The organism is Saccharopolyspora sp. 7B, assembly GCF_020177435.1.
In the GTDB taxonomy this organism is placed as follows: domain Bacteria; phylum Actinomycetota; class Actinomycetes; order Mycobacteriales; family Pseudonocardiaceae; genus Saccharopolyspora_C; species Saccharopolyspora_C gregorii.
Map to the genome: position 1 here is coordinate 1 of NZ_JAIUKC010000134.1, position 21,399 is coordinate 21,399.

The following is a 21,399-nucleotide window of genomic DNA, read 5'->3' on the forward strand; positions in this document are numbered from 1 at the left end:
CCCCACCAGCCCCCCACCCCAAGACGAAACAAGCCCCACCGGAATCCGGTGGGGCTTGCTTGTGCCAGCTCTTGAGCGTGGCCAGGGGCGGGGTCGAACCGCCGACCTTCCGCTTTTCAGGCGGACGCTCGTACCAACTGAGCTACCTGGCCGTGGCGACCCGGCTCTCAGCCGATCGCTCTGGCGACCCAGACGGGACTTGAACCCGCGACCTCCGCCGTGACAGGGCGGCGCGCTAACCAACTGCGCCACTGGGCCATGTTCTGTTGTTGCGTACCCCCAACGGGATTCGAACCCGCGCTACCGCCTTGAAAGGGCGGCGTCCTAGGCCGCTAGACGATGGGGGCTTGGCCGATTCGAAACCGACCCGGCCTTACCTCCAACCGGCTTTTCCCTTTCGGGGCGCCCCGTTGGCAGTGATGAAAGCTTACGACACACGCTCAGCGGCCTTGCACAGGGGGGTCCCTTAAGCCGCATCGCACGGCCCGGCGCCCTCCCGGGGGACCGCGCCCGCCGCCCACCATAGCTGCCTGACCAGTATTTTTCACCCGAACGTTGGGAGGCAGGCCGGCCGCCCGCCAAAGGCCGCGCGGGGCCGGAACCGGCCGCCGGGGGCCTCGGGCGGGGCTTCGGGACGGAGAACGGGCTTCTGTGACGGCGGTCTCAGCTCGTGGTGCGCGGGGCGGCCGTCGGGACCGAGGGGTTGTCGCGCAGCCAGTCGGCGGTCGCGATGCCGCCGAGCACGATGCGCCAGATCTCGCCGGTCTGCTGGGCTGCGCCGATGGCCCGGCCGGTGCTGAGCACCCGGACGCCGACGAGCGTCGCGTACAGGACTCGGGTGGCGGCGGCCGGGTCGATCTCGGGCCGCAGCAGGCCGTGCTCGGCGGAGCGCCGCAACAGGCCGCCGAGCAGCTGCTCCCAGCGGGCCGCCGTCTCCTGGTCGCGCATCGCCAGCTGCGCGCCGGCGCGGACCACGACGTCGCGCTCCAGGATGCGGATCACCTCGTCGACAAGTTCGACGGCGGTGCTCAGCGGGTCCAGGCCGCGCCCCGTCCAGCGCTGCCAGATCTTCGACCAGACCTGCGCCTGGAAGCGGATCAGCGCGGACGCGACGGCGTCCTTCGACGGGAAGTGGAAGTAGAAGGCGCCCTTCGTGACACCGCTGCGCCGCAGGATCGCGCTGAGCGGGGTGGCGTCATAGCCGGCGCGGTCGAACTCCTCGGCAGCAGCGATGACGATGGCACGGCGGGTGACTTGCGCCCGACGCTGCTGGGGCATGGGACGGCTCCGGCGGCTGGGACGTCGACCATGTCTCAACGCTCACCTGATCGGCGACACGGCCCACGAAAGGATGATCAACTGCGCCACGCGAAGTTACCGCGCCAGCCCCACGGGTGCCCATCCGCCGTTCCCGTGTCCCACCGGTGATCTTGCCGGAACCGACCGGTGACCTGGAGGGAACGCGAAAGAAACCGCACGGTATGTTTTGCGCGAGCCCCACGCCGGGCTCACGTCTTCCCGCGAGGCGAGCCACCGGGGGGTGCCCGACCTCGCGGGAAGACAACCCCGGCGCGGCCGTGCCCCGTTCGCTCGCCACCGCCCCGCGCCGATCCGCGGTTCCGGTACCACCAAGCCCGTGTCCAGCGACATCACCGTCGAGCAGGACGATCCGGAGCGACCCCGCGCCGCTGGGCGGACCGCAGCCCCGTCCGTGCCGCCGCACGCACTCGCCGAGCCCGGTCAGCGGGTGACCGGCGGCTCGCCCTCTTCGTCCGGGACGAGCCCGAGCATGTCCAGCAGCAGCCGGCAGTCCTCGGCGCCCTCGGAGCCGCGGGCCACCGCGACCCGCGCCCGGTGCACTTGTTCGTCGGTGATCCCGGCTGGCTCGCCGCTGCGCGGCGCGGGTACCACCGAGGATGCTCGACCAACGCCTTCTTCCTGCTGCGACAGGAACTTCCGCACGTCCAACGACCCGTACATGACGCCTCCCCGGCTCGGGTTTCGGCCGCAGGTTATCCACAGCTTGTGCACAGCCGCAGCCCCCCACAGAGTGATTCGAGTGAGACGCTGAGTAATCAAGGGGCCGTGGTTCTCTCCACTGGGGAGGCGCCGACCGTCCCAGCCGAACCGGATGGTCGTCCACTGTGGAACGGACCGTGATCCGCCGGTCGACCCGGCTCGCGGGCGCGGCCGGGGGCGGTCCCGCGGAGACCCCGCACCGCGGGGACGGTCGCACCGGCTGCTCCGTCCAGATGCGTAGCGGCGGAACCGGTGACCGCGCGCACCGGTGGAAGACGGCCGCCCCCGGTCGGGTGCCGGGTGCCCGCCCACCGGGTGACACGGCCCGGTCCGGAAGCGGTCCAGGCGACGTCGAGTAGCCGACTTCGCCGCTGGTCCCTCCCGAAATCGGGGTCGCCGTGCCACAATCGTGGAGCTGACCCACCCCCGGTCAGCGACTGTGGAGATCCCCTCCGACCCCCGCGCTCCTCCCCCTGGCGTGGGGGTCCTCCGCTGCCCGGGGTCGCCCGGCGCTCGCCGACACGCCATCGGCGGATCGGACACAGCCACTCCAGGTTTCGCAACGGAACCGTTATCGTGTGCGCGTGGCTCTAGGACGAATGAAGACCGGACGCCGGCAGCAGGACGCGCGGAGCAAGTCCGCGAACCAGCAGCAGGCCAACGAACCGGATCACGAGCTCGACTCGTACCTCGCGGCCTTGGCCCCGAAGGAAGACCTCGAAACCACCGGCTCCGGCCGCGGGTTCGGCGGTGCCGAGGTCTACCAGCTGCGCCTGCCGCTGATGGCCAACGAGAAGCTCAAGGAGCTCGCCGCCCGCCAGGGCACGTCGCCCGGCGCGCTGGCGAGGGATTGGGTGATGCAGCACCTGTCGCAGTCCGACGAACCGGCACCGGAACCCCCGCACGGCGTAGCCCGACCTCAGCAGCAGCCCCAGCAGCAGCCGCAGCCGGACGCGACCCCGGCCTGGCCCCAGCAGGAGGCGGGCTACGAGCCGGCCGGCTACGGCCAGCAGCCCGAGTACGACCCCTACGCGTACGCCTACGGCGACGAAACCGACACCGAGATCACCATTCCGCGCGGCGGCCGGCTGCGCTGATCCCGTCCCGGCCGTGTCCGGGCGGCGCTGACCCCGTTCCGGCCTCCGACCCCCGACCGTTCCGAAGCAGTCCCCGAACTCCGCCGGTGGAGGCGACCCCCGACCGCCTCCACCGGCGGTTCCACGTCCGGACCGCGGGAGGAGCGCTCAGAGACCCAGTTCCCGGGCGATGAGCATGCGCTGGACCTCGCTGGTGCCCTCCCCGATCTCCAGGATCTTCGCGTCCCGGTAGAAGCGGCCGACGGGCGTCTCGTTCATGAACCCGTAGCCGCCGAAGATCTGGGTGGCGTCCCGCGCGTTGTCCATCGCGGCGTCGGAGGAGGTGAGCTTGGCCAGCGCCGCCTGCTTGCGGAACGGTTCGCCGCGCAGCATCCGGGACGCCGCGTCGTAGTAGGCGAGCCGGGCGTTGTTGGCCCGCAGCTCCATGTCCGCGATCTTGAACTGGATGGCCTGGTACTCGCCGATGCGGTGGCCGAACGCCTCCCGCTCACCCGCGTACCGCAGGCATTCGTCGACGCAGCCCTGGGCGAGTCCGGTGCCGAGCGCGGCGATCGCGACGCGGCCCTCGCTGAGGATGGACAGGAACTGCGCGTACCCGCGCCCGCGTTCGCCGAGCAGGTTCGCCGCGGGCACCCGGCAGTCGTCGAAGGACAGCTCGTGGGTGTCGGAGGCGTTCCAGCCGACCTTGGAGTACTTCGGCGCCACGTGGAACCCGGGGGTGCCGGACGGCACGATGATGGTGGAGATCTCCTTGCCGCCGTCGGGCTTGCTGCCGGTGACGGCGGTGACGGTGACGAAGCCGGTGATGTCGGTGCCGGAGTTGGTGATGAACGCCTTGGAGCCGTGGAGCACCCACTGGTCGCCGTCGAGGACGGCGGTGGTGCGGGTGGCGCCGGCGTCGGAACCGCCGCCGGGTTCGGTGAGGCCGAACGCGCCGAGGACCTCGGCGGTGCACAGCTTCGGCAACCAGGTGCGGCGCTGCTCCTCGTCGCCGAAGCGGGCGATGGGCATGGCGCCCAGCGAAACCCCGGCTTCGAGGGTGATCGCCAGCGAGGAGTCGACCCTGGCGAGTTCTTCGAGCGCGAGGCACAGCGCGAAGTAGTCGCCGCCCATGCCGCCGTGCTCCTCGGCGATGGGCAGCCCGAACAGGCCCATCGAGCCCATGGTGCGCACCAGCGGGTACGGGAAGGCCTCGCGTTCGTAGTAGTCGCCGATGACGGGGGCGACCTCCTTGCGGGCGAAGGCGCGCACCGAGTCGCGGAGGGCTTCGTGCTCGTCGCCCAGGCGGTGGTCGATCATGTCAGCTCTCCTCGGGTTCGGCGGGACGGGCGGCGAGCACGGCGAGCGGCTGGTCGAGCGCGACCGGCTGGCCGGGGCGGGCGGTGACCTCGGTGACGGTCCCGTCCAACGGGGCGACGACGGTGTGCTCCATCTTCATCGCCTCCACCACGAACAACGTCTGTCCTCTGCGGACCTCTTGGCCCGCGGTGACCTCGGCGGCGAGCACCGTGCCCGGCATCGGGCTGGTGACGGTGCCGCCGGAGCCGCCGCCGCGTTCGGCGCGTTCGGCCAGCAGCCGGTGCTCGGTGACGGCCCAGGTGCGCCCGTCCGCGGCGAGCCAGGTGGTGTCGCCGTCCCGCGCCCAGCGGTACCGGCGGGTGCGGGAGCGGTGGGTGACGGTGAGCAGGTCGCCGTGCAGGAACGCGCTCGCCCGGCTCGGTTCGCCGTCGAGCAGCACTTCCGCGTCGGAGGCCCGGCCGCGCAACCGCACCTCGGCGTCGGCGAAGCGCCAGGTGCTCCACGCCGGTTCGCCGAGCCGCCAGCCGCCGGGCACGTCCCACGGGTCCGCGGTGCTCGGGTCCGGTTCGGCGGCGGCGAGGCCGGCGAGCGCGGCGGCCACCGGCACCTCGGGCGGCACCGGGTCGGTGGTGAGCTCGGCCAGGTTCCGCTCGATGAGCCCGGTGTCGAGTTCCCCGGCCAGCACCTCGGGCCGGGCCAGCAGCGCCCGCAGGAACGCCACGTTGGTGATCACCCCGAGCACCGCGGTCTCGGCGAGCGCGGCGTCGAGCCTGCGCAACGCGTCGGCGCGCGCCGGGCCCCAGGCGATCACCTTGGCGAGCATCGGGTCGTAGTCGGAGCCGACGGTGCCGCCCGCCGCGATGCCCGAGTCGACCCGGACCCCGGCCGGTTCGTGCACGGCCAGCACCCGGCCGCCGCTGGGCAGGAAGCCGCGCGCCGGGTCTTCGGCGTAGACGCGGGCCTCGACCGCGTGCCCGTCGATGCGCAGGTGCTGCTGGGCGAACGGCAGCGGTTCCCCGGCGGCGATCCGCACCTGCAGCTCGACGAGGTCCAGGCCGCGGCGCTCGCCGACGGCGGTGACGAGTTCGGTGACGGGGTGCTCGACCTGGAGGCGCGTGTTCATCTCCATGAAGAAGAACTCGTCGGGCCGGTCGGCGGAGACGATGAACTCGACGGTGCCCGCGCCCGCGTAGCCGACGGACCGCGCCACGGCGACGGCGGCCTGCCCGATCCGGTCCCGGGTGGGCTCGTCGAGCAGCGCCGACGGGGCCTCTTCGACGATCTTCTGGTGCCTGCGCTGCAGGCTGCACTCCCGTTCGCCGAGGTGCACGACGCCGCCGTGCGCGTCCGCGAGGACCTGCACCTCGATGTGCCGGGGGCGGGCGACGAACCGCTCCACGAACAGGGTGTCGTCGCCGAACGCGGCGCCGGATTCGCGGCGGGCGGCGGCGATCTGCGCGGGCAGGTCGGCGGGGTCCTCGACGCGGCGCATGCCCTTGCCGCCGCCGCCCGCGGACGGTTTGAGCAGCACCGGGTAGCCGACTTCGCGGGCGGCGGCGACCAGGTCCTCATCGGTCATGCCGGGTTCGCTGCGGCCGGGTACGACGGGCACGCCGGCGGCGGTGACGGTGGCCTTGGCGCGGATCTTGTCGCCCATCGCCTCGATCGCGGCGGCGGGCGGGCCGATGAAGGCGAGCCCGGCGTCGGCGCAGGCGCGGGCGAACTCGGCGTTCTCGGACAGGAACCCGTAGCCGGGGTGCACGGCCCGCGCGCCGGTGCGCAGCGCGGCTTCGACGACGCGCGGCACCGACAGGTAGCTCTCCGCCGCACTGCTCGGTCCGATGTGGACGGACGTGTCGGCTTCGACTACGTGCCGGGCGTCCCGGTCGGCGTCGCTGTGCACCGCGATCGACCGGATGCCCAGCTCGCGCAGGGTGCGGATCACCCGCACCGCGATCTCCCCCCGGTTCGCCACCAGCACCGCGTCGATCCGGGGTCCGACCGCTCCTGCGGCCACCTCCGCGCCGACCTCGACCACCACGCTCACCTCGTCCTGTTCACCGCTGCGGAACCGCCACCGAGCCCGGAGCGGCCGTCACATCCGGAAGACGCCGTAGCCGACCGGCTCCAGCGGCGCGTTCGCCGCCGCCGACAGCGCCAGGCCCAGCACGGACCTGGTCTGCATCGGGTCGATCACGCCGTCGTCCCACAACCGGGCCGTCGAGTAGTACGGGTGTCCCTGCGCCTCGTACTGGTCCCGGATCGGCTGCTTGAACTCGTCCTCGGCCTCGGCCGGCCAGTCCTCGCCGCGCGCGTCGAACTGGTCGCGGCGCACGGTGGCCAGCACCGAGGCGGCCTGCTCCCCGCCCATCACCGAGATCCGCGCGTTCGGCCACATCCACAGGAACCGCGGCGAGTACGCCCGTCCGCACATCGAGTAGTTGCCCGCCCCGAACGAGCCGCCGATGACCACGGTGAACTTGGGTACGCGCGCGCAGGCGACGGCGGTGACCATCTTCGCGCCGTGCTTGGCGATGCCGCTCGCCTCGTACTCCTGGCCGACCATGAACCCGGAGATGTTCTGCAGGAACACCAGCGGGATCGAGCGCTTGTCGCACAGCTGCACGAAGTGCGCGCCCTTGAGCGCGGACTCGCCGAACAGGATGCCGTTGTTCGCCACGATCCCCACCGGGTGCCCGTGCAGCCGGGCGAACCCGGTGACCAGCGTCGTGCCGTAGTCCCGCTTGAACTCCTGGAACCGGCTGCCGTCGACGATCCGCGCGATGACCTCGTGCACGTCGTAGGGGGTTCGGCTGTCGGTGGGCACGGCCGCGTAGAGGTCGTCGGGCGACACCAGTGGTTCCTCGACGGGCCGCACGTCCCAGGGCCGCGGGCTGCGCGGGCCGAGGGTGCCGACGATGGAGCGCACGATGCGCAGCGCGTCCGCGTCGTCCTCGGCGAGGTGGTCGGTGACCCCGGAGGTGCGGGAGTGCAGGTCGCCGCCGCCGAGTTCCTCCGCGGTGACCTCGGCGCCGGTCGCGGCCTTCACCAGCGGCGGGCCGCCGAGGAAGATGGTGCCCTGCTCGCGCACGATCACCGCTTCGTCGCTCATCGCGGGCACGTAGGCGCCGCCCGCGGTGCAGGAACCGAGCACGGCCGCGATCTGCGGGATGCCGCGGGCGGACAGGGTGGCCTGGTTGTAGAAGATCCGGCCGAAGTGCTCGCGGTCCGGGAACACCTCGTCCTGCCTGGGCAGGAACGCACCGCCGGAGTCCACCAGGTACAGGCACGGCAGGTTGTTGTGCAGCGCGACCTCCTGGGCGCGCAGGTGCTTCTTCACCGTCATCGGGTAGTAGGTGCCGCCCTTGACGGTGGCGTCGTTGGCGACGATCACGCATTCGCGGCCGGCGACGCGGCCGATGCCGGTGATGATCCCGGCCGAGGGGGCGTCGCCGTCGTAGAGCTCGTGGGCGGCCAGCGGCGAGAGCTCCAGGAAGGGGGATCCGCGGTCGAGCAGCGCGTCCACCCGGTCCCTGGGCAGCAGCTTGCCGCGTTCGACGTGCCTGCGCCGGGACTTCTCCGGGCCGCCGAGGCGTGCTTCGGCGAGCCGGGCGTCGAGGTCGGCGACGAGCGCGGCGTGCTCGGCGGCGAACCGCGCGGGCCGGTCGGCCGCGACGTCGAGCGCGCTGGTCAGGACGGGTGCATCCACCGGCGTTCCTCCTGCTCCGGACTGCGTCGACCGCGAGTTAGTCATCGTTAACCACTGGCGATGTTAACGGCGGCTAACTTCGGCGTCTAGTATCTGCTCCGATGACCGGACCGGCCACCGAACGCCCGAACCGCCGCGCGCAGCTCCTCGACGCGGCGGCCGAGCTGTTCGCCCGCTACGGCTTTCACGGCGTCGGCATGGACGACATCGGGCGGGCCGTCGGCATCTCCGGGCCCGCGCTGTACCGGCACTTCCGCGGCAAGGACGCGATGCTCGCCGAAATGCTCACCGGCATCAGCGACCGGCTGCTCGACGCCGGGCGCAGCCGCGCGGACGCCACCGCGGACCCGCGGCTGGCCCTGGACGAGCTGGTGCGCAGGCACGTCGAGTTCGCCCTCACCAACCCCGCGCTGATCACCGTGCACCTGCGGGACCTGGACAGCCTCGCCACCGCGGAGCGGCACCGGGTGCGCGAGGCGCAGCGCGGCTACGTCGAGGTGTGGGTGGACGTGCTGCTGCGGACCCGGCCGGAACTCGACCGGGCGACCGCGCGGGCGTCGGTGCACGCGGTGCTCGGACTGATCAACTCCACGCCGTACAGCACCCACCTCGACCGCACCGACATGGCGGAACTGCTGCACCGGATGGCCATCGCCGCGTTGAGCTGACCACCGCCTCCCGCCCAGCGCGCGGGGATGCCGTCACCCGCCAGGGCGCACCGTCATCCGTCCGGAGGAGTGCACCGGATTGCAGGGCCGGCGAGCCGCGCCAACACTGAACGCCGAGGCCGCGCCGGGCGAGTTCCGGTGCCCGGGCCGCCCGGCCCGAACAGCGGCCGCGGCGACCCGGAGGACACAGGCATGGCCACCTTGCGCGCACGGCCGTCGCCGATCCCGACGCGCCCGTCCAGCACCCCCGGCTCCGGGAAGTCCCCGAAGTTCGTGAGCTGGGCGCGCACCACCGACCCGAAGGCCATCGGCAAGCTCTACCTGGCCACCGCGTTCGGGTTCTTCATCATCGGCGGCGCGATGGCGCTGCTCATCCGCGGCGAACTGGCCCAGCCCGGGCTGCAGTTCCTCTCCCAGGAGCAGTACAACCAGCTGTTCACCATGCACGGCACGATCATGCTGCTGCTGTTCGCGACGCCGATCGTCTTCGGCTTCTCGAACATCATCCTGCCGCTGCAGATCGGCGCGCCGGACGTGGCGTTCCCGCGGCTCAACGCCTTCTCCTACTGGCTGTTCCTGTTCGGCGGCCTGATGGTCCTCAGCGGCCTGCTGCTGCCGGGCGGAGCCGCGGACTTCGGCTGGACCGCGTACGCGCCGCTGTCCCGGTCCACCTACAGCGCGGGTCTCGGCGGCGACCTGTGGATCACGGGGCTGCTGGTCAGCGGGCTGGGCACCATCCTCGGCGGGGTCAACATGATCACGACGACGGTGTGCATGCGGGCGCCCGGCATGACGATGTGGCGGATGCCGATGTTCACCTGGAACATCCTGGTCACCAGCGTGCTGATCCTGATGGCGTTCCCGGTGCTGACCGCGGCGCTGTTCGGGCTGCTGGCGGACCGGCACTTCGGGGCGCACGTGTTCGACCCGGCCACCGGCGGGGCCATCGCCTACCAGCACCTGTTCTGGTTCTTCGGGCACCCGGAGGTCTACATCGTGGCGCTGCCGTTCTTCGGCATCGTCACCGAGATCTTCCCGGTGTTCAGCCGCAAACCCCTGTTCGGCTACATCGGGCTGGTGTTCGCGACGCTGCTCATCGGGGTGCTGTCGGTGGTGGTGTGGGCGCACCACATGTTCGCCACCGGGTCGGTGCTGCTGCCGTTCTTCTCGTTCACCACGTTCCTGATCGCGGTACCGACCGGGGTGAAGTTCTTCAACTGGATCGGAACGATGTGGAAGGGCCAGCTGACCTTCGAGACGCCGATGCTGTTCGCCCTCGGGTTCCTGGCGACGTTCCTGCTCGGCGGGCTCACCGGGGTGCTGCTGGCGGCGCCGCCGCTGGACTTCCAGGTGCACGACACGTACTTCGTGGTGGCGCACTTCCACTACGTGCTGTTCGGCACCATCGTGTTCGCGGTGTTCGGCGGGATGTACTTCTGGTTCCCGAAGATGACCGGGCGGATGATGGACGAGCGCCTCGGCAAGCTGCACTTCTGGCTGACGTTCCTCGGCTTCCACACCACGTTCCTGGTGCAGCACTGGCTGGGCGGGGCGGGCATGCCGCGGCGCTACGCCGACTACCTGCCGAGCGACGGGTTCACCGGGATGAACGTGGCCTCGACGGTGGGGGCGTTCATCCTGGGCGCCTCGATGCTGCCGTTCCTGTGGAACGTGTTCAAGAGCTCCAGGTACGGGACGGTGGCGAACGTGGACGACCCGTGGGGGCACGGCAACTCGCTGGAGTGGGCGACGTCCTGCCCGCCACCGCGGCACAACTTCACCGAGCTGCCGCGCATCCGCTCGCCCCGGCCCGCGTTCGAACTGCACTACCCGCACATGCTGGACCGGCTGGAAACCGAGGCGTACGTCGGCGGAGCGCCGCGCGAACTGTCCTCGAAGGACGAATGAACCGTTGGGCACACTGCACAACCGGCGCGGAGCACTCGGCTGACCTCGCACAAATCGTTTCAACCGCGTAACGGCGCCGCCACTGGCGACGATCTTCCCCGTGGCGCGTTCACGCTGAACCGAACGAGTGGAAACCGGCCCGCGCGGCAGTGGTCCGCTTCATAGTCCCGCCGGGAACACCGTCCCCGGGGCCTAGTGTTGAACGCGTCCGGGGAGCCGCCAGCGACAGCCGGTCTTCCTGAGAAAGAGCTCCGAACACCGACGACCGCCTGAACAGCGGGGACCCTCGACGTCCCCGGGAGGCGAGTTCGGGGCGCTGACCCGGTCCGGAACTTTCGATTCAGGAGACCTCCTTGCCCATTGCCCTGTTGGCCCTGGCCATCGCAGCTTTCGGCATTGGAACCACCGAGTTCGTGATGATGGGGCTGCTGCCAGAAGTGGCCTCGAACCTGCACGTGTCGCTGCCCGACGCCAGCGGCTACATCTCGCTGTACGCCCTGGGCGTCGTCGTCGGCGCGCCACTGCTCACCGCGGGCGGCATGCGGGTGCGGCGCAAGACGATGCTGATCAGCATGATGGCCCTGTTCGTCGTCGGGAACCTGGCCTCCGCGTTCGCCCCCACCCACGGCACGCTGCTGGCGGCCCGGTTCATCGCCGGCCTGCCGCACGGCACCTTCTTCGGGGTCGGCGCCGTCGTCGCCGCCGGACTCGTCGCTCGGGACAAGCGGGCCCAGGCCATCTCGATGATGTTCATCGGCCTCACCGTCGCCAACATCGTCGGCGTGCCGCTGGGCACCCTGCTCGGGCAGGCGCTCGGGTGGCGGTTCACCTTCGGCGTCGTCGCCGTCATCGGCGTGATCGCGCTGATCGCCGTGGCGCTGCTCGTCCCGCAGCAGCCGAAGCCGACCGACGTGAGCCTGCGCGGCGAGCTCGTCGCCTTCAAGCGGCCGCAGGTGTGGCTGGCGTTCGCGGTGGTCGTGTTCGGCTTCGCCGCCACGTTCTCCTTCTACAGCTACATCAAGCCGCTGCTCACCGACGTGACCGGCTTCAGCCCCACGATGGCGACCGCGCTGCTGGCGCTGTTCGGCGTGGGCATGACCGCGGGCACCATCATCGGCGGGCGGCTCGCCGACCGGGCGCCGATGAAGACGCTGTACGTCTTCCTGGCGCTGCTGGCGGTGACGCTGACGACGTTCCTGGTGACCTCGCACAGCATGGTGCTCACCGCGATCAACGTGTTCGCGGTCGGGCTGGCCGGGTTCGCCGCCATCCCCAGCATCCAGGCGCGGATCCTGGACAAGGCCAAGGAGGCCCCGGCGCTGGGGTCGGCGAGCATCCAGTCCACGTTCAACATCGCCAACTCGCTCGGCGCCTACCTGGGCGGGCTGGTCATCGCGGGCGGCTTCGGGCTCACCGCGCCCAGCTGGGTCGGCGCGATCCTGGCGCTGGTCGGGCTCGGATTCGCGCTGTTGTCCGGCTGGCTGGACCGCGCGCCCCGCTCCGGCGAGGTCGTGGCCTCGCACCGGGCCGAGGTCGAGCAAGCCGCGGAGGCCCCGGTCCGCTGACGGCACCGAAGGGGCCGGTCACCCACCCGGTGACCGGCCCCTTCGCACGTCCGGGTCCGGTCCCGGAACCGCGGGGGCGGATGCGGCGGATGTGCCGCGCCGGGCGGAACCCGCTGGTCGACGGATGGCTTCCCGCCCCGGCGCGTGCTGTGATGGAGGACGCCCTGGGCCGGGAATCCGCGACCGGAGCAGCGGGTTGCACGGAGTAGGTGATCCGCGAGGTCGCGGGTCGCTCCTGGCAACGTTCGACCTTTCGGAGGAACGAGTAGATGACCCAGGTTCCGAACCTCACGCTCAACACCGGCGCGGAGATCCCGCAGCTCGGGTTCGGCGTCTTCCAGGTGCCGCCGGACGAAGTGATCGAACCGGTGGCCACCGCGATCGAGGCCGGGTACCGCAGCATCGACACCGCGGCCGCCTACGGCAACGAGGAAGGCGTCGGCAAGGCCATCGCCGACTCGGGTGTGCGGCGCGAGGACCTGTTCGTCACCACCAAGCTGTGGAACGACCAGCAGGGCTACGACAGCACGCTGAAGGCGTTCGACGACAGCCTCACCAAGCTCGGCCTGGACTACGTCGACCTGTACCTGATCCACTGGCCCGCAGCCGGGCAGGACAAGTACGTCGACACGTGGCGGGCGTTCGAGAAGCTGCACGGCGAAGGCCGCGCCAAGTCCATCGGCGTGTCGAACTTCCAGATCCCGCACCTGCGTCGCCTGTTCGAGGAGACCGACGTGGTGCCCGCGCTGAACCAGATCGAGCTGCACCCGAACCTGCAGCAGGGCGACCTGCGCGCGTTCCACCGCGAGCACGGCATCCTCACCGAGGCGTGGAGCCCGATCGGCCAGGGCAAGGGCCTGCTGGACGACCCGACGCTGGGTTCGCTGGCCGAGAAGTACGGCAAGAGCCCGGCGCAGATCGTGCTCCGCTGGCACGTGCAGCTGGGCAACGTGGTGATCCCGAAGTCGGCGACGCCGTCGCGCATCCGGGAGAACATCCAGGTGTTCGACTTCGAGCTCGCCGACGACGACCTGGCGGTCATCGCGGGCCTGGACACCGGCACCCGCGTCGGCCCGGACCCGGACGCCTTCGGCGCCTGATCCCGCATCCGGAAGCCCGCTCGGCCACGCGCCGGGCGGGCTTTCGCACGTCCGGGACGCGTCGTGCCCGTCCGCCGGGGTTCCGCGACCCCCGGCAGCAGCCGAGGAGGCTGGTCAGGCCGGGACGGGGCGCAGGACGGTGCTGCCGGAGCGCAGGGACGCGACCTGGCTGCGGGTGGCGATCCACTTCGGCAACCGGCCGACGCGCTGCAGCGGGGTGCTGCGCTGCGCCGAGGTGAACGCGGCGGTGCGCGACACCTTCAGCACCCGGGAGCGCCGCTCCTGCTCGTAGGCGCGCAGCGCGGGCCCGGGTTCCCCCGCCACGTCCGCGAGCCGGTGCGACAGCAGCCAGGCGTCCTCGAGGGTCTGGTTCGCCGCCTGCGCCACGGCGGGCGGCATCGCGTGCACGGCGTCGCCGAGCAGGGTACTGCGCGGACCGCCCCACACCCGCGGGACGACGTGCCGGATGTGCGGGAAGAAGCCGAGGTCGTCCGGTCCGACCTCGGCGAGCAGCGGCCCCACCGGCTCGGGCCAGCCGGTGAACATCCGGCGCAGGTCGCGCAGCGACAGCGCCTCGTCGCCCTGGCGCCACGGCAGGTCGAACCACCAGTGCAGCAGGCCGCCCCCGGCGGGGATGAGGCCGCAGTGCGCGTCGCGGCCGGCGATGTTGACCGTCTGGTGCCCGTGCGCCACCGGCACGTCGCTGCGGGTGAGGCCCTGCCAGCTGGCCCAGCCGGTGTGCCGCGCGGGCCCGCCGCCGAGCAGTTCGCGGCGCACCACGGAGCGCTGGCCGTCGGCGCCGATCACCAGGTCGCCCTCGGCGCTGGTGCCGTCGTCGAAGTCGACGACGACGCGGTCGGCGGTCTCGGTGACGGCGATGCAGCGGCGCCCGAAGTGCAGCACGTGCTCGGGCAGCGCCGCGGCGATCTTGCCGGTGAGCAGCCGGCGCGGGGTTTCGATGGTGGGCGAGCCGAGACGCTCCGTGACGTCGGCCAAGTCCGCCTCCCAGAGCAGCCGCCCCGAGTCGGTGATGGACTTCAGGCTGTGCAGCTGGCGGCCCACGTCCTCCAGGGTGACGCCGAGCTGGCCCAGCGCGGCCGTGCCGTTGCTCCACACCGTGACCGCGGCGCCGCCGTCGCGCAGCGCGTCGGCGTGCTCGAAGACCGCAACGTCGTGACCGCCGTCGATGAGACCTTTGGCCACGGCGAGGCCACCGATCCCGGCTCCGATGACGAGAACGCGCATCGTATCCATCCGTCCTGCGAAGCTGGCTGGCTCGCCGATTTTAGCCAACAGTCCTACAAATCCGAGTTGTCGGTCCTCACATACAGTGATGAACATCTCTCGAACGGAGTAATGCGAGAGGTTAATCCACTGGGCGGCAGGCGGGCCCCGTCACCCCGTCCGCGGGGGAAGTAGGTTGCGGGAGCATGAGTCCTCGCGTCGCACCACCGTTCCGCGCCGACCACGTCGGCAGCCTGCTCCGCCCGCCCCACCTGCTCGCGGCCCGCGACGAGTTCGCGGCCGGCCGCATCGGCTCCGACGAGCTCCGGCGCGTCGAAGACGAGGCCATCACCGACGTGGTCGCCATGCAGGAGGAGATCGGCCTCTCCAGCGCCACCGACGGCGAGTTCCGCCGCGGTTCCTGGCACATGGACTTCCTGTACCAGCTGCGCGGCATCGACCGGGTCGACGACTCGGAGCTGACGGTCAAGTTCCACAACGCCGACGGGGACGTCGAGTTCGCCACCCCGGAGATGCGGATCGGCGAGAAGGTCGGGCTGGAGCACACGATCTTCGAGGACGCGTTCACCTCGCTGGCCGACCGCACCCGCACCGCGACGCCGAAGCTCACCATCCCGTCGCCGGGCATGGTGCAGTACCGCGCGGGCCGGGCCTCGATCGACCCGGAGGTGTACCCGGACCTCGCCGAGTTCCGCGCCGACCTGGCCGCCGCCTACCGCGCCGAGGTACACGCGCTGGCCGGGCTCGGCTGCCACTACCTGCAGCTCGACGACACCAGCCTCGCCTACCTGAACGACCCGCGGCAGCGCGCGAAGCTGCGGGAGCGGGGCGAGGACGCCGAGCACGAGCACGAACGCACCATCGAGATGATCAACGCGTCGATCGGCTCCCGCCCCGAGTCGATGTCGGTGACCACCCACCTGTGCCGCGGCAACTACCGGTCGTCCTGGGTGGCGGAGGGCGGCTACGACTTCGTCGCCGAGGCGCTGTTCAACGAGCTCGACGTGGACGGTTTCTTCCTGGAGTTCGACGACGAGCGCTCCGGCGGCTTCGAACCGCTGCGCTTCGTGCCGAAGGGCAAGCACGTGGTGCTGGGGCTGGTCACGACCAAGAGCGGTGAGCTGGAATCCGCCGACGACCTGAAGCGGCGCATCGACGAGGCGTCCCGGTACATCGACCTGGACCAGCTGTGCCTGTCACCGCAGTGCGGTTTCGCCTCCACCCAGGAGGGCAACGCCCTCGGCCACGACGAGCAGGTCGCCAAGCTGAGCCTGGTCGTGCGCACCGCCCAGGAGGTGTGGGGCTGAGTTCCCCGGGTCGGTCGGTGGCGGGACGCCGGTTCCGCCACCGGCGGCGCCCGCGCGGCGCGGGATCAGGCGGCGGCTTCGAGGAAGCGGCCCGCGACCAGGCCGGGCTCCTCGTTCCCGTCGAACCGGACCCACAGCACTGGGCCGTCGAAGACCTCGGGAAGCCCCGAGGCGGTCTCCACCACCGTGCCGACCTGATCGCGGAACCGGCCGAACGAGGCACGCACCCGGGTGCCAGGCTCCAGCGGACTCGATGACTGCTCCATGGGGGTCGACGTTACGTGCCGTGGCCGCGGAACGGAAAACCGCGTCCGAGTGACGTGCGGCTGAACACCGTGACCTGCGGTATCGACCCCAGGAAAGGCGCCCGGCACGGGCAGAACGATCTTGTTCAGTGATTGACATCACGATAACCGCAGGTAGAAGCGTTGCGAACGGGAAGGGGCGCGGGTGCGCACAATCCGGCGATCAGGGGAATTCGAGCTGGAGATCAAGCGGTCCCGGTTCCTGTGCGCGCTGTCCCGCGCCGACTCCGAGGAGCAGGCGCGGGAGTTCGTCGCGCTGCGCCGGAAGCTGCACCACGACGCCCGGCACCACTGCTCCGCGTACGTGCTGGACGCGGACGGCCGCACCCAGCGCTCCAACGACGACGGCGAACCCGCGGGCACGGCCGGGGTGCCGATGCTGGAAGTGCTGCGGCACAACGAGCTCACCCGGGTGGTGGCGGTCGTGACGCGGTACTTCGGCGGCACGCTGCTCGGCGCGGGCGGGCTGGTGCGGGCGTACGGCGGCGCGGTGTCGGCCGCGCTGGAGCAGGTGGGGCTGGCGGAGCTGCGGCCGATGCGGCTGGTGTCCACCACGGTGGACTACCTGGTGGCGGGCAAGCTGGAGAACGACCTGCGCTCGCACGGATTCTCGGTGTCCGATGTGGACTACTCGGACCGAGTGCGGTTCGTGGTGGAGGTGCCCGCGGACGACGTCGAGGACTTCCGGCACTGGCTCGCCGAGGCCACCGGGGGCGCCGCGGAACCCGTCCTCGGCGAGGTGGTGCACGCCGAGGTCCCCGTTCCGCGCCCGTAGGACCGCCGGTCCGAACGGGTGCCGGTCAGGCCGTCGGCAGGTAGCCGGCGGCCCCCGCCAGCACGCCGACGACGGCGCCCACCACCACCTGCGCCGGGGTGTGGTCGCCCAAGCGCACCCGGGACCAGCCGACGGCCGCCGCCAGCCCCCACAGCAGCAACCACCAGGCCGAGTACACCACCGCAAGCATCGCCACCGCCCCCGCCGCGACCGCCGTGTGCACCGACACCTTCCACCACACCGTGATCAGGCCGATCGCCAGCAGCGCGGCCAGCATCGCCACGTCCAGCGCCACCACCAGCCGCGGCGCCCCGGCCAGCACCAGCACGCCCAGCCCCAGCGAGCTCAACGAGATCAGCAGCACGAACGGGATCAGCCGCCCCTCGCGGTCGCGCACGTGGTGCCCGTCCCACCACCCGGCCCGGGACCCGGCGATGATCCCGGCCATCGGCAGCACGCTGCTGGTCAACGCCACGAACACGCCCCACCCCAGCGCCGGGCCGGGCGCGTGCGTCGCCCGCCAGGCCACCGCGACCGGCAGCAGCAGGACGATCACCGCCGGGGAGCACACCTCGGTGAGCACCCGGGCCACCAGGTCCGCCCGAGGCGCGGGTGCCGGGCCGTCGAGACCGGCGCTCCCGGTCGTGCCGGTGTCGATCTCCGCCATCGCGCCTCCCCGCTCGCCCGCGCCGGGTCCGGCGCACCGCTTCCATGATCACCCACGGGAGTGCCGATGTGGTGGCGGCGCGACGGGTCGCGGCCGTTCCGCGGATGACCGGTCGGGCCGCCGGGGGCGGGGCAGTGTGGTTCGCGCGCGCCCGCGCGGGCGCGCGGCGGTTCGACCGTGCTCTGCGATCGGCGCTGCGTCGCGTGCGCGGGGCGGGTCGCCGTCCCGGCCAGCGTGCTCAGCGGCCGGAGCGCGTGCGCAGCGCGGGTGCGCACGGGGCGGAGGTCGTCGCGCGCACGGGACCCCCGACCACCCGTGGCCTGTGCGCGGGCCGTGACCGGTTCCGTGGGCACGGGTGGAGCGCCCGGCGGGTCCGCGCACGGGACCATCGTCGATGCCGGGCCCGCTGCTCGCTCCTGGACGCCGGCTCCGCCGCCGCTACCGCACCGCCCGCAGCCGGGGCGCGGACGCGAGCGACTCCAGCTTCGCCGCCGAGGCCGAGCCGGGTTCCGCGGTCAGCAGCACCACCCGGTGGTCGTGCCCGGGCACCCGCAGCTCCTGCAGCTCCAGGTCCAGCAGACCCAGCCGCGGGTGTCGGATCCGCTTCGGCACCGCGGCGGCGGTGCCCAGCTCCTGCTCCCGCCAGTGCGCGGCGAACTCCGGGTCGTGCGCGGCGAACTCCCGCACCAGCTCGGCCAGCCGCCGGTCCCCCGGGTACCGGGCGACGGCCTGCCGCAGCTCGGAGGCGACGTGCCGGGTGAACCCGTCCCCGGACGGCTCGCACCGCAGCGGACCGCCCTCCATCGACAACCGGAGGACGTTGCGCTCCGCCGGGGGCAGCGCCGCGAAGTCCACCAGCAGCGCGGCCGCGGCCGGGTTCCAGGCGAGCACGTCGTGCCGCGCGTTGAGCACGTAGGCGGGGACCGGGCCGAGCCGGTCCAGCAGCCGGCGCACCTCGACGGGCACCTCCGCGGCCGGTTCGGGACTCGCCGGGGCGTGCTCGGCGAGCCGCCCGAGGTGGTCCCGCTCGGCGGCGGAAAGCCCCAGCGCGGCCGCCAACGCGTCCAGCACCTGCGGCGACGGGTACGGACCGCGGGCCTGCTCCAGCCGCTCGTAGTAGTTCGCCGACACCCCGGCCAGCGCCGCGACCTCCTCGCGCCGCAAGCCCGGAGTGCGCCGCCGCGGCCCGGCGACCACCCCGGCCGCCGCGGGCGCGCGCGACTCGCGGCGGCTGCGCAGGAACGCGCCCAGGTCTCGTTTGCCCACGGCGCCAGCCTGGCACGGCCCGCGACCCGCATCCACGGACCGGCGGTCCGGGGTTCGGCCGGACGTGCCCGCGAGGCGCCGAGCGGCCGAACGTGGACGGCGACCACCGACGAAGGAGGACCCGTGCCCGTGCCGAACTCACCGGCCGACGTGATCGACCGGTTCACCGCACTGCTGCTCGCCGAGGACATGGCGGGCGCGATCGACCTGCTCGCGCCGGACGTGGTCTTCGAGGCCCCGTTCGCGTGCGGCACCCCCGCCCGCGTCGACGGGCGGGAGGGGATGCGCGAGTACCTGGCGGACTACCCGGACCGCGTGGACATCACCGGGTTCCCCGCCTTCGAGCTGCACGAGACGGCGGACCCGCGGACGGTGATCGCCGAGTTCACCGCGCACGGCCGCACGGTGCGCACCGGCGAGCCGTACGTCATGCCCTACATCGCGGTGCTGACCGTGGTGGACGGGCTGATCGCGCACTACCGGGACTACTGGAGCCCGGTGCTGGCGGCGAAGGCCGCCGGTGAGCTGCCCGCGCTGGTCGCGGCGTTGGAGGGGGCGGAGTGAGCGCGCTGCTGATCGGCGGGACCGGCACCACCGGCCGCCCGCTGTCCCGGCTGCTGCCGGACGCGACCGTCGCCTCCCGGAACCCCGGCCCCGGTCGGGTGCGCTTCGACTGGGCCGAGCCGAGCACGTTCGCGCCCGCGCTGGACGGGGTACGGGCGGTCTACCTGGTGCCGCCGCCGGCCGAGCTGGAGCCGATGCGGTTCGCGGTTCCGTTCTTCGCCGCGGCGCGCGCCGCCGGGGTGCGGCGGGTGGTGCTGCTGGGTTCGCTGATCGTGCTGCCGGACGCGCCGGGCGTGGCCGAGCTGGTGGCGGCGGTGCGGTCGATGCCGGAGCCGGTGGTGCTGCGGCCGTCGGGCTTCATGCAGAACCTGCTCGGCGACCACCCGCTGGCGGTGGGGCTGCGGGAGCGCGGCGAGCTGGTCAGCGCGGCCGGGGACGGCAAGCTCGGCTGGATCGACGCCGCGGACATCGCCGCGGTGGCAGCCCGGGCGCTCACCGATCCCGCGGTGTCCGGCGAGCACCTGCTGACCGGCCCGGAGGCGCTGTCCTACGCGGAGGTCGCCGAGGTGCTCGCCGAGGTCACCGGCCGCCCGGTCCGGCACCGCCCGGTGCGCACGTCCGAGCGTCGCGAGGTGTTCCGCGCGGCCGGGATGCCGGAGCCGTTCGCGACGGCCCTGGCCGCGGTGGACCGGGGCATCCGGAACGGGGAGGAGGACCTGGTGACCGGCGCGGTCGCGGAGCTCACCGGGCGGGCGCCCCGGTCGTTGCGGGAATTCGCCCTCGCGCATTCCGGCACGCTCGTCTGATTCCGGCGGGCGGCCCTGGTCCACCGGGCCCGCCCGCCCGAACAATCCGAATGCATATTCCAAAAAAAGAACTGCCATTGGTGCGAACGGGTGAGTGTCGCGCGGATCCGCCCAATTCGGCGACCGGATTGGTGAGGATCCCGGCTGAATCGAGAACCTGCGCGGGGCAACGGGGTTTTCGGCCACCGCGGAACCGGTCACCCGGTCAGCGGTGACCGCCCCCGTTCACCGGTTCCAGAATGAACGGGGACCGGCGCCCGTCGATGCACCGCGGGTCGGCCGAACCCGGGTTCGGCCGAAAAGGTCATCGCACCTCGCGCCCCGTTGGGAGGAGCGGTCATCACTGATCCACCACAGGCGCGATGGACGGAGTTCAGCCTGCTCGCCCGGCTGCGCCGCGAAACCAGGCAGGCCCTGCTCTCCCTCGGCTCGGAAGTGATCTTCGAGGCGGAGCAGAAGATCCTGCGGCAGGGCGACGACAGCACGCACGTGGTGCTGCTGCTCAGCGGTTCGGCGAAGGTGCTGGCGCTGTCCGAGGTCGGCGGCACGACGCTGCTGGGCATCCGCTTCGGCGGTGACCTGGTCGGGGAGATGGCCGCGTTGGAGCAGCGCACGAGGTCGGCGACGGTCATCGCGGGTTCGCACGCCCGCACCCGGCTGATCAAGTCGGCGGACTTCCGCCGGTTCCTGCACGAGCACTCGGACGCGGCGGTCGCGATGGTGCTCATGGTCAACGCTCGGCTGCGCTGGGCGAACCGCCGCCGGATCGACAACGCGAACCTGTCGGCGACGCAGCGGGTGCCGCGGCTGCTGGTGGAGGCGGTCGACACCTACGGCGAGCAGGACCCCGAGGGCGGCTGGCGCATCGGGCCGCCGCTGACCCACGACGAACTGGCCACGCTGGCGGGAGTGCGGTTGCGGACGGTGCAGAAAGCGCTGCGCGACCTCGCCGAGCGCGGAGTCATCGAACGGCGCTACCGGCGCATCATCGTGACGAATCCCCCCAAGCTCCGAGAAATCGCCGATTATTCCAACTGAACCCGCATTCGTGCGTGTTCTTTTCGGCCATCACGCGGCAGTGTCATCATCAGTGACCGCG

General features: G+C 72.1%; 19 protein-coding genes and 3 tRNA genes. 10 read left to right on the top strand and 12 right to left on the bottom strand.

The features are described from left to right. Positions 1-78 precede the first annotated feature (78 nt). From LCD33_RS20670 to LCD33_RS20690, 5 genes are all read right to left on the bottom strand, one after another. A tRNA-Phe gene (locus LCD33_RS20670) sits at positions 79-152 on the bottom strand. A gap of 29 nt (positions 153-181) precedes the next feature. Beyond that, a tRNA-Asp gene (locus LCD33_RS20675) sits at positions 182-258 on the bottom strand. A 16-nt stretch (positions 259-274) separates the two neighbouring features. Continuing rightward, a tRNA-Glu gene (locus LCD33_RS20680) sits at positions 275-347 on the bottom strand. A 316-nt stretch (positions 348-663) separates the two neighbouring features. Next, positions 664-1,278 (bottom strand): ScbR family autoregulator-binding transcription factor, encoded by a 615-nt coding sequence (locus LCD33_RS20685; protein WP_224958528.1) that lies wholly within the window; start codon positions 1,276-1,278, stop codon positions 664-666. A gap of 462 nt (positions 1,279-1,740) precedes the next feature. Further along, the gene (locus LCD33_RS20690) at positions 1,741-1,980 is read right to left on the bottom strand and encodes a hypothetical protein (RefSeq protein WP_224958529.1); all 240 of its coding nucleotides are present in this window, start codon (positions 1,978-1,980) and stop codon (positions 1,741-1,743) included. Positions 1,981-2,603: 623 nt separating this feature from the next. Here LCD33_RS20690 and LCD33_RS20695 point away from each other — a divergent pair. Then, on the top strand, positions 2,604-3,116 hold the full coding sequence (locus LCD33_RS20695; protein WP_224958530.1) for a hypothetical protein: 513 nt from the start codon (positions 2,604-2,606) through the stop codon (positions 3,114-3,116). 147 nt (positions 3,117-3,263) lie between these two features. Here LCD33_RS20695 and LCD33_RS20700 read toward each other — a convergent pair whose 3' ends face one another. From LCD33_RS20700 to LCD33_RS20710, 3 genes are read right to left on the bottom strand one after another with little or no spacing between them, the layout of a single operon-like run. After that, positions 3,264-4,415 carry an acyl-CoA dehydrogenase family protein gene (locus tag LCD33_RS20700; RefSeq protein ID WP_224978166.1) on the bottom strand — a complete coding sequence of 384 codons (1,152 nt, stop codon included), beginning with the start codon at positions 4,413-4,415 and terminating at the stop codon, positions 3,264-3,266. A 1-nt stretch (position 4,416) separates the two neighbouring features. Further along, entirely contained in the window at positions 4,417-6,456 is a 2,040-nt protein-coding gene (locus LCD33_RS20705) for a biotin carboxylase N-terminal domain-containing protein (RefSeq protein WP_224978171.1), read from the bottom strand. 54 nt (positions 6,457-6,510) lie between these two features. Continuing rightward, the gene (locus LCD33_RS20710; protein ID WP_224978167.1) at positions 6,511-8,124 is read right to left on the bottom strand and encodes a carboxyl transferase domain-containing protein; all 1,614 of its coding nucleotides are present in this window, start codon (positions 8,122-8,124) and stop codon (positions 6,511-6,513) included. A 101-nt stretch (positions 8,125-8,225) separates the two neighbouring features. On the opposite strand from LCD33_RS20710, the gene LCD33_RS20715 reads away from it, so the two are divergent. The 4 genes from LCD33_RS20715 (at position 8,226) to LCD33_RS20730 (ending at position 13,365) form a co-directional block, all read left to right on the top strand. Continuing rightward, positions 8,226-8,792: a TetR/AcrR family transcriptional regulator gene (locus LCD33_RS20715; protein ID WP_224958533.1), complete on the top strand. Its 567-nt coding sequence runs from the start codon at positions 8,226-8,228 to the stop codon at positions 8,790-8,792. A gap of 192 nt (positions 8,793-8,984) precedes the next feature. Further along, complete coding sequence (ctaD, locus tag LCD33_RS20720) at positions 8,985-10,700, top strand: cytochrome c oxidase subunit I (RefSeq protein ID WP_224958534.1); 1,716 nt, start codon at positions 8,985-8,987, stop codon at positions 10,698-10,700. A gap of 353 nt (positions 10,701-11,053) precedes the next feature. Further along, positions 11,054-12,265 carry an MFS transporter gene (locus LCD33_RS20725; protein WP_224966630.1) on the top strand — a complete coding sequence of 404 codons (1,212 nt, stop codon included), beginning with the start codon at positions 11,054-11,056 and terminating at the stop codon, positions 12,263-12,265. A 269-nt stretch (positions 12,266-12,534) separates the two neighbouring features. Beyond that, positions 12,535-13,365, top strand: a complete 831-nt coding sequence (locus LCD33_RS20730) for an aldo/keto reductase (protein WP_224958536.1) — start codon at positions 12,535-12,537, stop codon at positions 13,363-13,365. Positions 13,366-13,479: 114 nt separating this feature from the next. Here the strand turns inward: LCD33_RS20730 and LCD33_RS20735 are convergent, their stop codons facing one another. Then, positions 13,480-14,610, bottom strand: a complete 1,131-nt coding sequence (locus LCD33_RS20735) for an FAD-dependent monooxygenase (RefSeq protein ID WP_224958538.1) — start codon at positions 14,608-14,610, stop codon at positions 13,480-13,482. A gap of 185 nt (positions 14,611-14,795) precedes the next feature. Here LCD33_RS20735 and LCD33_RS20740 point away from each other — a divergent pair, with 185 nt between their 5' ends. Beyond that, positions 14,796-15,917 (top strand): 5-methyltetrahydropteroyltriglutamate--homocysteine S-methyltransferase, encoded by a 1,122-nt coding sequence (locus LCD33_RS20740; RefSeq protein WP_224958539.1) that lies wholly within the window; start codon positions 14,796-14,798, stop codon positions 15,915-15,917. A 65-nt stretch (positions 15,918-15,982) separates the two neighbouring features. Here the strand turns inward: LCD33_RS20740 and LCD33_RS20745 are convergent, their stop codons facing one another. Further along, a complete protein-coding gene (locus tag LCD33_RS20745) occupies positions 15,983-16,183 on the bottom strand; it encodes a hypothetical protein (protein ID WP_224958540.1) in 201 nt (66 codons plus the stop codon). A 184-nt stretch (positions 16,184-16,367) separates the two neighbouring features. On the opposite strand from LCD33_RS20745, the gene LCD33_RS20750 reads away from it, so the two are divergent. Then, positions 16,368-16,997 (top strand): YigZ family protein, encoded by a 630-nt coding sequence (locus LCD33_RS20750; RefSeq protein WP_224966629.1) that lies wholly within the window; start codon positions 16,368-16,370, stop codon positions 16,995-16,997. A gap of 25 nt (positions 16,998-17,022) precedes the next feature. Here LCD33_RS20750 and LCD33_RS20755 read toward each other — a convergent pair whose 3' ends face one another. Next, positions 17,023-17,664, bottom strand: a complete 642-nt coding sequence (locus LCD33_RS20755) for a phosphatase PAP2 family protein (RefSeq protein ID WP_224958542.1) — start codon at positions 17,662-17,664, stop codon at positions 17,023-17,025. A 438-nt stretch (positions 17,665-18,102) separates the two neighbouring features. Then, entirely contained in the window at positions 18,103-18,930 is an 828-nt protein-coding gene (locus tag LCD33_RS20760) for a helix-turn-helix transcriptional regulator (RefSeq protein ID WP_224958543.1), read from the bottom strand. 129 nt (positions 18,931-19,059) lie between these two features. Between LCD33_RS20760 and LCD33_RS20765 the strand changes: the two genes are divergently transcribed. The 3 genes from LCD33_RS20765 (at position 19,060) to LCD33_RS20775 (ending at position 21,338) form a co-directional block, all read left to right on the top strand. Beyond that, positions 19,060-19,494: a nuclear transport factor 2 family protein gene (locus LCD33_RS20765; protein WP_224966628.1), complete on the top strand. Its 435-nt coding sequence runs from the start codon at positions 19,060-19,062 to the stop codon at positions 19,492-19,494. Beyond that, positions 19,491-20,300, top strand: a complete 810-nt coding sequence (locus tag LCD33_RS20770; RefSeq protein ID WP_224958544.1) for an ergot alkaloid biosynthesis protein — start codon at positions 19,491-19,493, stop codon at positions 20,298-20,300. Before LCD33_RS20765 ends, LCD33_RS20770 begins: the two co-directional genes overlap by 4 nt. A gap of 324 nt (positions 20,301-20,624) precedes the next feature. Continuing rightward, positions 20,625-21,338, top strand: coding sequence for a Crp/Fnr family transcriptional regulator (locus LCD33_RS20775; RefSeq protein WP_224966627.1), 714 nt, complete (start codon positions 20,625-20,627; stop codon positions 21,336-21,338). Positions 21,339-21,399: the final 61 nt, after the last annotated feature.

Excerpts from the sequence above, each read along its gene's own strand:
- LCD33_RS20685 (WP_224958528.1), bottom strand. The coding sequence starts at position 1,278 with ATGCCCCAGCAGCGTCGGGCGCAAGTCACCCGCCGTGCCATCGTCATC.
- LCD33_RS20690 (WP_224958529.1), bottom strand. The coding sequence starts at position 1,980 with ATGTACGGGTCGTTGGACGTGCGGAAGTTCCTGTCGCAGCAGGAAGAA.
- LCD33_RS20700 (WP_224978166.1), bottom strand. The coding sequence starts at position 4,415 with ATGATCGACCACCGCCTGGGCGACGAGCACGAAGCCCTCCGCGACTCG.
- LCD33_RS20715 (WP_224958533.1), top strand. The coding sequence starts at position 8,226 with ATGACCGGACCGGCCACCGAACGCCCGAACCGCCGCGCGCAGCTCCTC.
- ctaD (WP_224958534.1), top strand. The coding sequence starts at position 8,985 with ATGGCCACCTTGCGCGCACGGCCGTCGCCGATCCCGACGCGCCCGTCC.
- LCD33_RS20730 (WP_224958536.1), top strand. The coding sequence starts at position 12,535 with ATGACCCAGGTTCCGAACCTCACGCTCAACACCGGCGCGGAGATCCCG.
- LCD33_RS20735 (WP_224958538.1), bottom strand. The coding sequence starts at position 14,610 with ATGCGCGTTCTCGTCATCGGAGCCGGGATCGGTGGCCTCGCCGTGGCC.
- LCD33_RS20740 (WP_224958539.1), top strand. The coding sequence starts at position 14,796 with ATGAGTCCTCGCGTCGCACCACCGTTCCGCGCCGACCACGTCGGCAGC.
- LCD33_RS20745 (WP_224958540.1), bottom strand. The coding sequence starts at position 16,183 with ATGGAGCAGTCATCGAGTCCGCTGGAGCCTGGCACCCGGGTGCGTGCC.
- LCD33_RS20755 (WP_224958542.1), bottom strand. The coding sequence starts at position 17,664 with ATGGCGGAGATCGACACCGGCACGACCGGGAGCGCCGGTCTCGACGGC.